Raw genomic sequence first — 14,262 nt, 5'->3', positions numbered from 1 at the left:
CCCATGCGCACGCCCAGTTCTTCCGCCGCACCCGCCGCACCCGCCGCACCCGCCGCATCCGCCGCGCCCACCGCTTCGGGCGGCACACCAGGAGCCGCGCGGTACGGCCTGAGCCGTGAGGCCAGGAACCTGCACTGGCTGCTCACGAACCTGGTGGAGGAGGTGCCCGGAATCCTCTCCGTCGCGGTGGTCTCCTCCGACGGACTCCTGCTGCTGTCCTCCGATCCCGGGCAGAACGCCGAGCGCCCCGCCGAGGCCCCCAAGGGCCCCAGGGGTTCGAGCGCCGACCTCGCCACGATCGTCTCCGGACTCGGCTCGCTCACCGTCGGCGCCGCCAAGCTGATGGACGGCGGCCCGGTCAAGCAGACCATGGTCGCGATGGAGGAGGGCAGCCTCTTCGTCATGACCGTCAGCGACGGGTCGCTGCTCGGCGTGCACGCCACCCCGGACTGCGACATGAGCGTCGTCGCGTACCACATGGCGCTCTTCGTCGGCCGCGCCGGACACGTCCTCACCCCCGAACTCCGCAGCGAGCTGCGCCAGTCGCTGGAGGACGCCCGATGAGCGGCGGGAGCGGCCGTGCCGCGCCGAAACTGCCCCGGCGCGGCGGCGACCTCCCCCAGGCTCTCGGCTCCGCCCGACCGGGGAGGCGCCCCCATCCCGCCCGCGTACGGCCCTACTCGCTGACCGGCGGGCGGACCAGGTTCGCCCACGTCCTCCTCGTCGAGACGTTCGTGGCGAGCAACGCGGCCATCGAGGCCGCCGAGGAGCGCCTCGAACTGACCAGGGGCACGGCCCGCGTCATGCCGGAGATGCGGGCGATCGTCGAGATCTGCCGCCGCATGCGCACGGTCGCGGAGATCGCGGCGCTCCTCAAGATGCCGCTCGGCGTGGTCCGCGTACTCCTGAGCGACCTCGCCGACCAGGGAAAGATCCGCGTGTACGGAACGGGCCACGGCCCGGGACAGCCCGACCGCGCACTGCTGGAAAGGGTGCTGAGTGGACTCCGCCGTCTCTGAACTCCTCAAGGACGAGGATCAGCCGCAGCCCTGGCAGACGGACAGGTCACGCGCTCCGATCGCCACGAAGATCGTGGTGGCCGGCGGCTTCGGCGTCGGCAAGACGACACTGGTGACCGCCGTCTCCGAGATCACGCCCCTCCAGACGGAGGCGCTGATGACGCAGGCGAGTGTCGGCACCGACGACCTGAGCGACACGCCGGAGAAGGCGACCACCACGGTCGCCATGGACTTCGGCCGCATCACGCTCGACGACGACCTGGTGCTCTACCTCTTCGGCACGCCGGGGCAGCAGCGCTTCTGGTTCATGTGGGACGACCTGATGCGCGGCGCGATCGGCGCCGTGGTGCTCGCCGACACCCGCAGGCTGTCCGACTGCTTCCCGGCCCTCGACTACTTCGAGAGCTGCGGCCTGCCGTACATCGTGGCCGTGAACCACTTCGACGGCAGCGAGAGGTTCGAGGCCGACGACGTGCGCGAGGCGCTGACCGTTCCCGAGCACATACCGGTGCTGATCATGGACGCGCGCCGGCGGATCTCCGCGATCGAGTCCCTGCTCGCCCTGGTCGGCCACGCCCTGGACGTCGCCCCCGAGTGACCGCGGCTCACCCCCCGGGCCGCATCCCCACCCCCCCTCACACCTCCCCCCAGCATGTCTGAACGTACGTAGGAGTAGTGCCCCCCATGCGGAAGATACTTGTCGTGGGAGCCGGTCAGTCCGGCCTCCAGATCGCCCTCGGGCTCCAGGCCCAGGGGTACGAGGTCACCCTGATGTCCAACCGGACGGCGGACGAGATCCGGTCCGGGCGGGTCATGTCCACCCAGTGCATGTTCCACACCGCGCTCCAGCACGAGCGGGACATCCGGGCGAACTTCTGGGAGGCGCACGCCCCGAGGATCGAGGGCGTCGGCGTCTCCGTCGCGGGCCCCGGTTCCACCCGCGCCATCGACTGGGTCGGCAAGCTCGACGGGTACGCCCAGTCCGTCGACCAGCGCGTGAAGATGGCCGGCTGGATGGAGACCTTCGCCCAGCGCGGCGGCCAGCTCGTCATCCACGGCGCAGCGGTCTCCGACCTCGACTACTTCTCGCGCACCTACGACCTGGTCCTCGTCTCGGCGGGCAAGGGCGAACTGGTCTCGATGTTCGAGCGCGACGCCGCCCGCTCCCCGTACCGCGAGCCGCAGCGCGCCCTCGCCGTCGCCTACGTGCACGGTCTCGGCCCGCGCCCCGAGCACCCCGAGTTCGACGCGGTCCGCTGCAACCTCGTGCCCGGCGTCGGCGAGCTCTTCGTGATGCCGACCTTCACCCACACGGGCCGCGCCGACATCCTGTTCTGGGAGGGCGTACCCGGCGGCCCCCTGGACGTCTTCCAGGGCGTCAAGGACCCCTCCGAGCACCTGGCGCTGACGCTCGAACTCCTGGAGAAGTACCTGCCCTGGGAGTACGCGCGGGCCACGAAGGTCGAGCTGACCGACGCGGGCGGCACGCTCGCCGGGCGGTACGCGCCGACGGTCCGCAAGCCCGTCGGCCGGCTGCCCGGCGGCGGTCTCGTCCTCGGTGTCGCGGACGTCGTGGTCGCCAACGACCCGATCACCGGCCAGGGCTCCAACTCGGCGTCGAAGTGCGCCGCCTCGTACATCTCCTCCATCGTCGAGCACGGTGACAAGCCCTTCGACGAGGCGTGGATGCAGTCGGCGTTCGACCGCTACTGGGACACCGCGCAGTGGGTCACCAAGTGGACGAACGCGATGCTGGGCGCCCCGCCGCAGCACGTCCTCGACATCCTCGGCGCGGGGGTCCACCTCCAGCCGGTGGCCGACCGCTTCGCCAACGGCTTCAACGACCCCGCGGACTTCGAGAACTTCTTCTACGACCCGGAGAAGGCCGCCGCCTACCTGGAGTCCGTGGCGCCCGGCGCCTGACGCTCGCGGTATCCCAGGTCGCTGCCCGCTGCGGCGCCCGCGGGCAGCTTCGGCGGGGTGTAGTCCCGCATGGCCCGGCCCTCGGGGTCGGGCCGCACCGCGCCGAGCACCGGGTTGGCGGCGATGGGCGAGACCTTGATCCGGGTGCCGGGGCGCGGCGCCTGCACGACCTTGCCGTCGCCCAGGTAGATCGCCACGTGCGTGGCCCGGGGGAAGTAGATGACGAGGTCGCCGGGGCGCAGCTCGGCCAGCGGGATGTGGCGCAGCCGCTTCCACTGCTCCTGGCTGGTGCGGGGGATCTCGCGTCCGGCGCGCTGCCAGGCCCGGGAGGTCAGCCCGGAGCAGTCGTAGGCCTCGGGTCCGGCGGCGCCCCACTGGTAGGGCCGTCCGATCTGCTTCACCGCGAAGCCGAGCGCCTTGTGGCCGCGCCGTGAGGGTGCCCGCACGGCCTTGCCGGTGCCGCCGAGGGCCCCGGTGGCGATGAACCGCTTCTGGTCCTTCCGCACGTCCTTGTCCTCGGCTCTCCGCAGCGAGGCGAGCTGGTCGCCGGTGAGCGAGGCGAGCAGTTCCTCGACCTCCCTCAGCTGCCGGACGACCTTGTTCCGCTGCTTCTTCTGCCGGGCGGCCAGCGCGGCCCGCTCGTCCACGGCCCGCTTCGCGGCATCGGCCAGCAGGTCCGCCCGCTTCGCGCCGCCGGCCATGCGCTCCACGGTCGCGGCCCGGTCCGCGGCGACCCTGCCGACCACGTGGCCCTGGTCGAGGGCGTGCTGCGGGTCGCGGGCGAGGAGCAGGCGGAGGTAGGGGGAGACGTCGGTGCCCGCGGCGTTCTGGTACTGCTGGCGGGCGAGGCGGCCCGCGTCGCCCCTGCTGTCCTTGAGCGACACGCGCGCCCTCGCGAGCCTGGCGCGCAGCTCCGCGGCGTGCGCGCGCTGCTTCCTCAGCCTCTCCGCGGTCGCGTTGTACTTCTCCGTGGCCTCCCCGGCGTCCCGGTACAGACGCTGAAGCTCCGTCAGGAGCCGGTGCACGGACCGGTCGCCGGGGTCCGGGGCCGGTGCCGGCCGCGCCTGGACCGGGGGAGCGGCCGTGAACAGGGCGCCGACCGCGGCCCCCGTGCAGACCCAGCGCAGCAGCGTGCCTGACACCTCATCACCTCCGGTGCGCGGGCGGCCCTTCCGCCGCGCACCGCGAGCATCGGCCCGGTCCTCCGGGTCCGCATCCGGGCGGTGGCCGGTCGGCGCAAAGAGATCACCCGTCCAGGGTGTGACGGCGTGTCAGCTTGCGGTCAGGCGGCCGGTCCCGAGGGCTTCGACCACGGCCACCTCAGGCCGCCGCCCTTGTCGCCGTCCTCGTCGTACGCGTACTGCCAGCGCGCGGCCGGCGAGAACCGGCGGCCGGTCGCCGCGGGCACCCTGCGGTAGACCAGGACGGTCGGGGGGCCGCCCGCGTCGTCGGGGACGGGCACGCGGTACACCTTCGGCGGGTGCCCGGTCGGCCCGAGCAGCACCGGGAGCACCCGGCCGTCCAGGGGGCCGCCCACGAAGGGGGTCTCTTCGCTCTTCACGCCACCAGTGTCACACCACGGGCGGCGCGGTCCTTCACAGCAGGTGGGCCGCGTCGGTGACCACGGGGAGCACCCGCCTGGCGAGCCCGCCCGCGGGCCCGTCGGGCGTCTCCACGGCGAGCGCCCGGCGCACGACGCCCGCGGTCTGCGGGTCGCGTCCGGCCGTCGTGACGAGCACCGCCATGAACTGCTCGACCAGCATGTCCCGCAGCTCGTCGAGCGGCGGCTGCTTCCCCCCGTCCAGCCAGATCAGCGAGGCGGCCTCGACCGCGGTGATCCACATCCGTACGGTCATCCGCAGCGAGGGCCCGGGCTCCGCCATGTCCAGGTGGGCCAGGATGTGCTCGGCGGCGGCCCTGCGGACCCCGTCCACGATGGCGGTGGTCCGGGAGGTCTCCACCACGCTGCCGCCCTGGAGCAGCGCGCTGAACCCGGCGTCGTGCTCGTCCACGAAGGCCAGGTACCGGTCGAGGGCGCGGGAGAGCCGCTGGGTGAGCGGGCCCCGCGGCGGCTCGGCGAAGCACTGTTCGAGCTCGTCGGCCGCGGAGCGCAGCGCGGCCTCGTACAACTGCTGCTTGCCGCCGGGGAAGTAGCGGTAGACGAGTGGCCGCGAGACCCCGGCGGCCTCCGCGACGTCGTCGAGGTTGACGTCCTCGGGCGCGCGGTGCGCGAAGAGGGAGAGTGCGGACTCCAGGAGCTGCCGCCGCCGCGCTTCGACGCTGAGGCGGCGGTACGCGGGGGTGGTGGCCGGCGTCGTCATACCCCGCAGCGTAGCCGGGGGCCGCCGCCGGTCAGGCGAGCAGTCCCGAGGACCGCCAGAGCCGCCGGCCGAGGCCCCGCATGAGCCCGATGTCGTCGAGGAAGTCCGTGAGCCGCTTCGCCCCGGTCTGCATGACCTCCCTGCGGTGCCCGCTCGCCCTCACCTGGGCGACGGCCTCCCGCCGGTCGAGCCCGACGCTGGTGTACACCTCGGGGTTGACGAAGGCGACGGAGAAGACGCGCGCGGCCTCGCCCGCGCTCAGCCGGGTCAGCTGCCGCTCCCAACGGGGCGCGGTCACCATCTGCCGCCGCAGCTCCTCACGCGCGTACCGCACGTGCCGGGCCTCCTCGACCACGTGGATACGGGTCACCCCGCGCACCAGCGTCTGGACGCGCTCGTCGGGGAAGGTGAGCCGCTGCATCCAGTCGAGGATCTCCTCGCCGAGGAGCGTGCAGGCGAAGGAGCCGGGCGTCGTGGAGACGGTCTTCAGGACCCGCGCGAGGTTGTGGTCGCGGCGCGAGACGGGATAGGCCGGCGCCCCGCCCTTCTCGATCATGCGCCCGAACATCATCGAGTGCCGGCACTCGTCGGCGATCTCGGTGAGCGCATAGCGGACGTGCGCGCTGGTCAGGGACTTGTCGTAGATGTGCCGTACGAGGAGCTGCATCAGGATGACCTCGAACCAGATGCCCAGCGAGGCGAGGGAGGCGGCCTCGTGCCGGGCGAGGTCGAAGCGCTGCTCCTCGGACATCCGCTTCCACATCGGGGTGCCGTAGAGCGAGACGAGCTCCGGGGGCCAGAACCACTTGCCCTCTTCGAGCGGTGCGTCCCAGTCCAGTTCCCTGTCGGGGTCGAAGGAGTGCTTCGCGGACGACTCCAGGAGCCGGAGGGCCGTCTGCTCCCGGTCCTTGAGCAGGCCGAGCGCGTCCCGCGGGCCCTGGAGCGAGACGTCTTCCGGCGTGGTCGTCATGGCTGGTACCTGCCTTGTCGTCGGGGTGGGACGCCGGAGGCGGGGGTTACCGGCGGTCATCTCTTATGAGACTGCCTGTCAGCAAGGCCGTCAATCCCTCGCGCGCGACTTGTTGACCCTCTGTCCAGGAGCGTGTGAGCCTGCCTGTATGTCGACGCATGAGCTCTACACCAAGCCCGCAGGAGAGCCCAACTGGCAGATCCCGTCGGCCGGTTCGGCTCGGCTCAGCTGGGAGTACGACGAAGGGCGCGACCGCCTCCTCGCCCTCTACCAGAAGGGCAAGGACAAGCAGTGGGACGGTGCCACGCGCATCGACTGGGACCTGGAGGTCGATCCGCTCGACCCCCTCGGCACCCCCGACGAGTCGATGGCGCTCCACGGCACCCCGCACTGGGCGAAGATGACCGAACGGGACAAGGGCGAACTGCGCAAGCACTACGCCTCCTGGCAGTTCAGCCAGTTCCTCCACGGCGAGCAGGGCGCGATGGTGTGCGCGGCGCGCATCGTGGAGTCGGTGCCCGACCTGGACGCGAAGTTCTACTCCGCGACCCAGACCATGGACGAGGCCCGGCACGCCGAGATCTACGGCCGCTTCCTGCACGAGAAGATCGGGATGCTTTATCCCGTCGACGACAACCTCCGCTCGCTCCTCGACGACACCCTCCGCGACTCCCGCTGGGACATGCCCTACCTCGGCATGCAGGTCCTCATCGAGGGCCTCGCGCTCGCCGCGTTCGGCATGATCCGCGACACCACGACCAAGCCGCTGCCCCAGCAGATCCTCGCCTACGTGATGCAGGACGAGGCCCGGCACGTCGCCTTCGGGCGGATGGCGCTCCGCGACCACTACAAGCAGCTCACGGACGCGGAGCTGCGCGAGCGCGAGGAGTTCGTCATCGAGGGCTGCTACCTGATGCGCGACCGGCTGCGCGGCGTCGAGGTCCTGGAGAACTTCGGCATCCCCAGGGCGCAGGCCGAGGAGTACAGCGAGCAGTCCGAGTTCCTCGCCCTCTTCCGGCAGTTGCTGTTCAGCCGCATCGTGCCGTGCGTCAAGGACATCGGCCTGTGGGGCAGGCGCCTCCAGGAGGCGTACGTGGACATGGGCGTCTTCGAGATGGGCGACCACAATCTCGACCAGCTCATGCGCCAGGACGAGGAGATCGCCGAGAAGCTGGACGCGGAGCGCTTCGCCGCCGAGGAGCACGCGCGCGTGACGGAGGTGGAGGAGGCCGTCGCCGCGGGCGGCGAGGGATAGCGGGGGCGGCTCAGGGACCGCCGGCCGCGTCCGCCCCCGCCTTCAGGGCCGCCTCCATCACGGCCCTGGCGATCGGCGCCGCGCTGCCGCCGCCGCTGATGTCGCCGCGGTCCGCCGCCGCATCCTCGATCACCACCGCCACCGCCACCGAGGGCTCCACGTCGCCCGGGGCCTGCGCCCAGGAGATGAACCAGGCGTAGGGCGTCCCGTTGTTGTCGACGCCGTGCTGCGCCGTGCCCGTCTTGCCGCCGACGGTCACTCCGGGGATGGCGGCGTTGGCCCCCGTGCCCTTCTCGACGACGTCCGTCATCATCTCCCGCAGCCGCATGGCGGTCGCCGGGTGCATCGCCTGGCGCAGGGTCCGCTGCCCGGTGGCGGCGACGACGTCGCCGTCGTCTGTGGTCGTTTCCGCCACCAGGTGCGGGGCCCTGACCGCGCCGCCGTTCGCGACGGCCGCCGAGACCATCGCCATCTGCAGGGGCGTCGCCCGGGTGTCGTACTGCCCGATGGCGGAGAGCGCGAGCTGCGCCTTGTCCAGGGAGGTGTCGAAGTTGCTGCGCGCCACGGGGGAGGGGATGCGCAGGTCCGCGTCGTTGAAGCCGAAGTTCCGCGCCGTGTGCGCCATCGGTTCGAGCCCGGTGTCGACCCCGAGCTTGGCGAAGACCGTGTTGCACGACCACTGGAAGGCCTGGCGCAGCGAGGCGTCGGCGCAGCCGTCCCCCTCGTTCGTGAGCCGTGTACGGGTACCGGGCAGGGTGTACGGGTCCGGGGACCTGGTCGGCGCGTCCAGATCCGTCACGGTCCCCGAGTCGAGCGCGGCGGCCGCCGTGACCACCTTGAACGTCGAACCCGGCGGATAGGTCCTGCGGATCGCGCGGTTCAGCATCGGCTTGTCGGGGGCGCGGTTCAGCTCGGCCCAGGCGTCCGCCACCGACGAGCCGGTCCCCGACAGCCGCTCCGGATCGTACGAGGGGGAGCTGACCAGGGCGAGGATCTGCCCCGTCGCGGGTTCGAGCGCGGCGACCGCGCCCCGCTTGCCGCCGAGCCCCGAGTAGGCGGCCCGCTGCACCGCCGCCCTGATGGTGGTCTCCACCTCGCCGCCCGGGCTCCGCGCGCGCGTCAGGTCGTTCCAGAACGGCAGTGGGGCGAGCATCGGATCGGTGCCGGAGAGGATGCCGTCCTCGGCGTCCTCCAGGAGGGAGGTGCCGTAGACCTGCGAGGCGAAGCCGGTCACGGGCGCGTACAACGGGCCGTTCCGGTACGTGCGTTCGTAGCGGAGCTGCTCCCGGGTGTCCTTGGAGCCGGTGACCGGCTCCCCGTCGACCAGGATGTCGCCGCGCGGCCGGCCGAAGCGCTCGATGGACACGCGGCGGTTGGCGGGGTCGGCGTCCAGGGACCCCGCGTCGACGAGCTGGACGCGGACGGCGTTGACGAGCAGGGCGACGAGCAGCAGCGCGCAGAACACGGCGGCGTGCCGGATGTGCCGGGTCACCCGCCCTCCCGCGCCGCGAGCCGCCCGCGGGCCGAGTCGCTGACCCGGATGAGCAGCGCCACGATGATCCAGTTGGTGACGACCGAGGAACCGCCCTGGGCGAGGAACGGCATCGCCATGCCGGTGAGCGGGATGAGCCCCATCACGCCGCCCGCGATGACGAAGACCTGGAGCGCGATGATCGTGGCGAGCCCGACGGCGAGCAGCTGCCCGAAGGGGTCGCGCACGTCGAGCCCGGCGCGGTAGCCGCGCTCGACGAGCAGGGCGTAGAGCACGAAGACCGCGCAGAGGCCCGCGAGCCCCAGCTCCTCGCCCGCCGTGGCCAGGATGAAGTCGGACTTCGCGGCGAAGCCGATGAGGATGGAGTGGCCGCCGCCGAGCCCGGTGCCGAGCATCCCGCCGGCGGCGAAGGCGAAGAGGGACTGGGCCAGTTGGCTGGGGCCCGCGCCCGCGTCGATCGAGGCGAACGGGTCGAGCCAGTCCTGGACGCGGCCGTGCACGTGCGGTTCGAGCGAGCCGACGGCGTACGCGCCGAGCGCCGCGAGCAGCAGGCCGACCGCGATCCAGCCGATGCGGCCCGTGGCGACGTACAGGAGGGTCACGAAGAGCCAGAAGAAGAGCAGGGAGGTGCCGAGGTCGCGCTCCAGGACGAGGACGCCGACGCTCAGCAGCCAGATCGCGGCGACGGGTCCGAGGACGCGTCCGGTGGGGAGGTGCAGGCGCGTGAACCGCCGGCCGGTGCCGGCGAGGGCGCCGCGGTTGGCCGCCAGGTAGCTGGCGAAGAAGACGGCGAGCAGGACCTTGGCGAACTCGCCCGGCTGGATGGAGAGTCCGCCGAACCTGATCCAGATGCGGGCGCCGTTCACGGCGGGGAAGAAGATCGGCACGGTCATCAGGGCGAGCGCGGCGACGACGGAGACGTAGGCGTAGCGCTGGAGCAGCCGGTGGTCGCGCAGCAGGAGCACGACGGTGATGAAGAGCGCGACGCCGACGGTGGACCAGACGAGCTGGGCGGGCGCGGCCTCGTCGTGCGGTGTCTCCAGGTCGAGACGGTAGATGAGCACCAGGCCGAGCCCGTTGAGCAGCACGGCGATGGGCAGCGGCAGCGGGTCGGCGTACGGGGCGCGGAGCCGGACGGCGAGGTGCGCGAGGAGGGCGAGCAGCCCGAGTCCGGCGCCGTACCCCGCGGCGCCGGGCGGGACGGAACCGTGCCTGGCCAGGCCGACGGCGCAGTAGCCGGACACGCAGAGCAGGACGGCGACGACGAGCAGGGCCAGTTCGGTGCCGCGGCGCCGGGGGACACGGACGGCGGGCACCGTGGGGGGTGCGGCGCCCACTCGTGTTCCGGTCATGCCGGGAACGTAGCAAGCGACGAGCCCCGAAGTCCGTTTATGTCGCCTATGTCGGCCAAGTGGGGCGGGCCAGTGTCAGCACCAGCGCGGCACCTTGCCGATGTTGGCGATGTAGTGCGCGGAACCCCACGCCCAGGTGCCGTCGGTGAGCAGGTACCAGAGGCTGTTGTTGCCCACCCGGTCGCCCCGCGTCTTGCAGAAGATGGTGACGACCTTGCCGTACGGCACGCTGCGGATCACGCGGCTGCCGCGGTGGGGGGCGTTGCGGAGCAGGAGGCCGCTCTTGGCGATGACGCGGCCCTTGTAGACGGGGGCCTTGCCGTCGGCGGTGTCCGCGGCGGCGGCGGGTGCGGTGAGGGAGAGCGCGGCGAGGGCGCCGCCGGCGGCGAGCACGCCGAGCCGGGTGGCAGCGGTACGCAGGGGCATGGGTTCTCCTCCGAGGGGCGGAAGGGGCGGCCTCCGGCGCGAACGCGGTGAGCCGCGGTGGGAGACGGCTTCAGGAAACTGCGCATAAGCCGCAACTCACAGTAAAAGCGGCACAGGGTGTGCGCAAAAGCTCACGCGCCGCCGCGGGGCCCGCCCTCGCCCGGACCGTTCGGGCCCGCCACCCGCGGGCGCGTCCCACCGCCGTGGTGCGCCCCCGCGGTGCCCGCCTCGTCGGCCGACTCGTCGTACGGCAGCCGCAGGGTCGCGACGGCGCCGCCGTCCGGCGCGTTGGCGAAGGTCAGCCGGGCGCCGAGGACCGCGGCCTGGCCGAGCGCGATGGTCAGCCCGAGGCCGTGCCCCTTGCTCGTGCCCTCCGTCCTGAAGCGCTGCGGGCCGTGCTCCACCAGGTAGCCGGGGAAGCCGTCGCCGTGGTCCCGCACGGTGACCACGGGCCCGTCGACCGAGACCCGCACCGGCGCCCGCCCGTGTTTGACGGCGTTGCCGACGAGGTTGCCGAGGACCCGCTCAAGACGCCGCCGGTCGGTCTCCACGGTGACGTCACGGACGACGGTGAACTCCACCCCCTCGCCCGAGGACCGCGCCACGCGCTCCGCCAGTGGAGCGAGCCGGTGCGCGTCGAGGTCCACCTGCTCGCTCCTCGCGTCGAGCCGGGAGATCTCCAGGAGGTCCTCGGTCAGGGTGCGCAGGGCGGCGACCCGGTCGCGCACCAGCTCCGTGGGCCGCCCCGGCGGCAGCAGCTCCGCCGCGGCGTGCAGGCCCGTCAGCGGTGTACGCAGCTCGTGCGCCACGTCGGCGGTGAACCGCTGCTCGCTCAGGAGCTTGCCCTGGAGCGAGGAGGCCATGGTGTCGAGCGCCCCGGCGACCGCGGCGACCTCGTCCTGGCGGCGCGCCGGCTCCTTGGTGCGGAGGTCGTTGACGCGGGCGTCCAGGTCGCCTCTGCTGATCTTCCGCGCGACCTGCGCCGTCAGATGCAGCCGCCGCGTCACACGGGTCACGGCGAACGCCCCGACCAGCAGCGTCGCGCCGATCGCGAGCACGGAGGAGCCGAGGATCGCCCGGTCGAGCCCGTCGATGGTGCGGGCGCCCTGCGCGTAGTCCACCTGCACGGCGAGCGCCCGGCCCCCGTCCGCGGGCCCCGCGGCCCACATGGTCGGCCGCGACTCGTGGGCGGCGACCATCGTGCCGCGCTCACCGTCCACCGCCAGGTCCCGCAGCCGTTCGGGCAGCCCCTCCGGGTCGACGCCCGCGCCGGGCCCGAGCCGGTCGCCCGCCTCGTACCGCTCGGTGACCTCTTCGAGGCGCGAGAGCGCGCGCTCCCGCGCCTGGCCGACGGTCTGGTCGGTGACCGAGACGTGCACGAGCGCGCCGAGCAGCGCCGCGAGCGCACAGCACATGACGGTGATGAAGACGGCGGCCTTCCAGGTGAGCGACGCCGTCCAGGCGGGGAACCGCGGCCCGCGCGGCCGCCGCCGGCTCATCGTCCACCGCTCTCGGACGGCGCGGCCCCGCGGCTCTCCGAGGGGGAGGGGCGCGGGGTGCGCGGCCGGGGCGCGTCCGGTGCCCGCACGATCTCGTCGCTCGTCGGCAGCATCGCCTTCTGGTGGGCGTCCCAGGACCAGACCGTGTGGTACTCGTACCCCGCCAGGCTGGAGACGGCGCGGATGATCAGGTCGCGCCCGGCGAGCTCCACCCCGAGCACGGCGTCGCTCATCTCCATGATCTGCGTGAGCTGCCGGCCCTCCTCCGCGTACACCCGGATGTCGAGGTTGTCGCCGGGCGTGGAGACGCCGACGATCAGGTCGTCCTTGTCGTCACCCGTCAGGTCCCGGTAGTACGCCTTGAGCACCGGGCACCGCTCCTGGGTGCCGGTGCTCTCCGCCGCGCAGTCCGCGAGGCGTTCGAGGGTCTTGCGGTAGGCGGTGTCGGACCTCTCGTACGTCCCCGGGTTCTCCTCGAAGTCCGCGCGGACGACGTCCACCGGGTCCACCCGGCGCAGGTCGCCGCCGGGCACCCGCACGCCCTCGACCTTCACCGCCTCTATGGCGCCGTAGTCCTCGGCGGGCGCGGACGGGGACGGCAGGTCGGGCCAGAGGTGCGTGGGGCCCTGGGCGGTGGGCGTCGGCCCCGCGCCGCGCAGACCGCCCGGATCGCCGCAGCCGCCGGCCAGCAGCACGGCGGCTGCGGCGAGGGCGGCGGCCGACGCGGCCCTGCTGCGGTTCACTGCACTCCTGCCTGCCGCGGGGCGCGGCCTGTCGTGGCACCAGGTCCGTCGTCACGTCACCTGGTCGGCGTAGGGGATGATGGTGTCAGAGGCCCCCGCCCGCGATCGGCCCGCCACGGCTGAGCGGGCGCGACACGGGTCGCACGGGCGCCCCGTACACCTTATGGGCGCTGAAGTCCCCCTTGTCCACCTGCCGGCTCTCCGGCGACCGCGCGCCGCCCCCCGCCGCGCCCGGAGCGGCGGGGGCGCCCGACCGGCCACGACCGGCGTGAACGCGCCTCAACCGCACCCGTGCGCCGCCGGGTTCTTGCACCGGCGGCGCACGGGCTGTTCCCATGGTCCGGGGGTGTTGCGGCATGAGCGGACTGCGCGTCGTACCGGCCTGGCGGCACGGGCAGGAGCGGTGGTACGTCCTCGGCGCGGACGGGGGGACCGTGGCGTGGTACGACCGCGACACGTCCCGCGTCAACCTCATCGCCGAAGACCGCGAACAGGACGTCCTGCGCGCCCTCGGCCCCTTCCTGACCGGCCACGTCACCGTCGGCCCGCCGCCCGCGCCGACCCCCGCCGAGATGGCCCGCCTCGCGCTCCACCCCGACGACGACCTCGCCCCCAACCGGCCCGGCGAGGCGCTGCACGTCGCCCTGGAGCGCGAGACCCTCTCGGCCCGCCGGCTGCGCTCCGACGCCCGCCACCGCGCGCTGATCGCCGAGCGGGCGGTCGGCGGCGCGCTCGATGAGCTCGAAGGGGCGGGCTGGCGGGTGCTGCACTCGGTGCCGCTGCCCGGCGGCGCCCGCATCCACCACCTGCTGATCGGTCCCGGCGGCCTCTTCTGCGTGGCCACCCTCGCCGTGCGCAGGCACCGGGTCCGCATCGCCGACCCGATGGTCACCGTCGGCCGGGGCGAGCCCGCACCGCTGCTGCGCACCCTCCGCTCCGGGGCGAGCCGCGCCTCCTTCGCGCTGACCGCCGAGGTGCGCCCCGTCCTGGCGCTCGCGGGCACGGGCGCGGCGGACCTCGACGTGGCGGCGCCGCCGCGCGACGTACGGGTGCTGCGCGAGGGCGACCTGGCCTCGCTCGCCCGCCTCGGCGGCCAGCTGAAGCCCGCCGATGTGGAGGCCCTGCACGCCCTGGCCAGGGACCGCCACACGTGGCGGCGCGTCTAGTTGTATTGATCACGAGCGTTGTTGACACGGGGGTCTTGATCAAAGGCGAAGACCTCCGGTGTGGTGGAGCTGTCTAGGACTGCACCACACGGAGGT

At 73.1% G+C, this 14,262-nt stretch carries 15 protein-coding genes; 6 read left to right on the top strand and 9 right to left on the bottom strand.

From position 1 onward, the window contains the following. The first annotated feature begins 3 nt into the window (after positions 1 to 3). The 4 genes from AB0I16_RS28050 (at position 4) to AB0I16_RS28035 (ending at position 2,942) form a co-directional block, all read left to right on the top strand. Complete coding sequence (locus AB0I16_RS28050; RefSeq protein ID WP_363252389.1) at positions 4 to 564, top strand: roadblock/LC7 domain-containing protein; 561 nt, start codon at positions 4 to 6, stop codon at positions 562 to 564. After that, on the top strand, positions 561 to 1,019 hold the full coding sequence (locus AB0I16_RS28045; protein WP_363252388.1) for a DUF742 domain-containing protein: 459 nt from the start codon (positions 561 to 563) through the stop codon (positions 1,017 to 1,019). The genes AB0I16_RS28050 and AB0I16_RS28045 overlap by 4 nt, the downstream gene beginning before the upstream one ends. Continuing rightward, entirely contained in the window at positions 1,000 to 1,617 is a 618-nt protein-coding gene (locus AB0I16_RS28040; RefSeq protein WP_363252387.1) for an ATP/GTP-binding protein, read from the top strand. Before AB0I16_RS28045 ends, AB0I16_RS28040 begins: the two co-directional genes overlap by 20 nt. Before the next feature lie 86 nt (positions 1,618 to 1,703). Beyond that, positions 1,704 to 2,942 carry a styrene monooxygenase/indole monooxygenase family protein gene (locus AB0I16_RS28035; RefSeq protein ID WP_363252386.1) on the top strand — a complete coding sequence of 413 codons (1,239 nt, stop codon included), beginning with the start codon at positions 1,704 to 1,706 and terminating at the stop codon, positions 2,940 to 2,942. Here AB0I16_RS28035 and AB0I16_RS28030 read toward each other — a convergent pair. The 4 genes from AB0I16_RS28030 to AB0I16_RS28015 form a co-directional block, all read right to left on the bottom strand. Beyond that, the gene (locus AB0I16_RS28030; protein WP_363252427.1) at positions 2,912 to 4,033 is read right to left on the bottom strand and encodes a C40 family peptidase; all 1,122 of its coding nucleotides are present in this window, start codon (positions 4,031 to 4,033) and stop codon (positions 2,912 to 2,914) included. The two genes, AB0I16_RS28035 and AB0I16_RS28030, sit on opposite strands and share 31 nt — an antisense overlap. A gap of 191 nt (positions 4,034 to 4,224) precedes the next feature. Further along, positions 4,225 to 4,503, bottom strand: coding sequence for a hypothetical protein (locus AB0I16_RS28025; RefSeq protein WP_363252385.1), 279 nt, complete (start codon positions 4,501 to 4,503; stop codon positions 4,225 to 4,227). Positions 4,504 to 4,537: 34 nt separating this feature from the next. Continuing rightward, positions 4,538 to 5,263, bottom strand: a complete 726-nt coding sequence (locus AB0I16_RS28020; RefSeq protein ID WP_363252384.1) for a TetR/AcrR family transcriptional regulator — start codon at positions 5,261 to 5,263, stop codon at positions 4,538 to 4,540. Between the two features lie 31 nt (positions 5,264 to 5,294). Further along, positions 5,295 to 6,233, bottom strand: a complete 939-nt coding sequence (locus AB0I16_RS28015) for a diiron oxygenase (protein ID WP_363252383.1) — start codon at positions 6,231 to 6,233, stop codon at positions 5,295 to 5,297. 148 nt (positions 6,234 to 6,381) lie between these two features. Here AB0I16_RS28015 and AB0I16_RS28010 point away from each other — a divergent pair, with 148 nt between their 5' ends. Beyond that, positions 6,382 to 7,488: a ferritin-like domain-containing protein gene (locus tag AB0I16_RS28010; RefSeq protein WP_363252382.1), complete on the top strand. Its 1,107-nt coding sequence runs from the start codon at positions 6,382 to 6,384 to the stop codon at positions 7,486 to 7,488. A gap of 10 nt (positions 7,489 to 7,498) precedes the next feature. On the opposite strand, the gene AB0I16_RS28005 is transcribed toward AB0I16_RS28010, so the two are convergent. The 5 genes from AB0I16_RS28005 to AB0I16_RS27985 form a co-directional block, all read right to left on the bottom strand. Next, positions 7,499 to 8,980, bottom strand: coding sequence for a penicillin-binding protein 2 (locus AB0I16_RS28005; protein WP_363252381.1), 1,482 nt, complete (start codon positions 8,978 to 8,980; stop codon positions 7,499 to 7,501). Continuing rightward, the gene (locus AB0I16_RS28000) at positions 8,977 to 10,332 is read right to left on the bottom strand and encodes an FtsW/RodA/SpoVE family cell cycle protein (protein WP_363252380.1); all 1,356 of its coding nucleotides are present in this window, start codon (positions 10,330 to 10,332) and stop codon (positions 8,977 to 8,979) included. The genes AB0I16_RS28005 and AB0I16_RS28000 overlap by 4 nt, the downstream gene beginning before the upstream one ends. Positions 10,333 to 10,407: 75 nt before the next feature. Further along, positions 10,408 to 10,758 (bottom strand): SH3 domain-containing protein, encoded by a 351-nt coding sequence (locus tag AB0I16_RS27995; protein ID WP_363252379.1) that lies wholly within the window; start codon positions 10,756 to 10,758, stop codon positions 10,408 to 10,410. 131 nt (positions 10,759 to 10,889) lie between these two features. Beyond that, positions 10,890 to 12,257 carry an ATP-binding protein gene (locus AB0I16_RS27990; RefSeq protein ID WP_363252378.1) on the bottom strand — a complete coding sequence of 456 codons (1,368 nt, stop codon included), beginning with the start codon at positions 12,255 to 12,257 and terminating at the stop codon, positions 10,890 to 10,892. Continuing rightward, complete coding sequence (locus tag AB0I16_RS27985) at positions 12,254 to 13,000, bottom strand: hypothetical protein (protein WP_363252377.1); 747 nt, start codon at positions 12,998 to 13,000, stop codon at positions 12,254 to 12,256. Before AB0I16_RS27985 ends, AB0I16_RS27990 begins: the two co-directional genes overlap by 4 nt. 356 nt (positions 13,001 to 13,356) lie before the next feature. On the opposite strand from AB0I16_RS27985, the gene AB0I16_RS27980 reads away from it, so the two are divergent. Next, the gene (locus AB0I16_RS27980) at positions 13,357 to 14,166 is read left to right on the top strand and encodes a nuclease-related domain-containing protein (protein WP_363252375.1); all 810 of its coding nucleotides are present in this window, start codon (positions 13,357 to 13,359) and stop codon (positions 14,164 to 14,166) included. Positions 14,167 to 14,262 lie beyond the last annotated feature (96 nt).

The organism is Streptomyces sp. NPDC050703, assembly GCF_040654435.1.
Taxonomy (GTDB): domain Bacteria; phylum Actinomycetota; class Actinomycetes; order Streptomycetales; family Streptomycetaceae; genus Streptomyces.
This window is presented reverse-complemented; position numbering and strand designations above follow the sequence as displayed.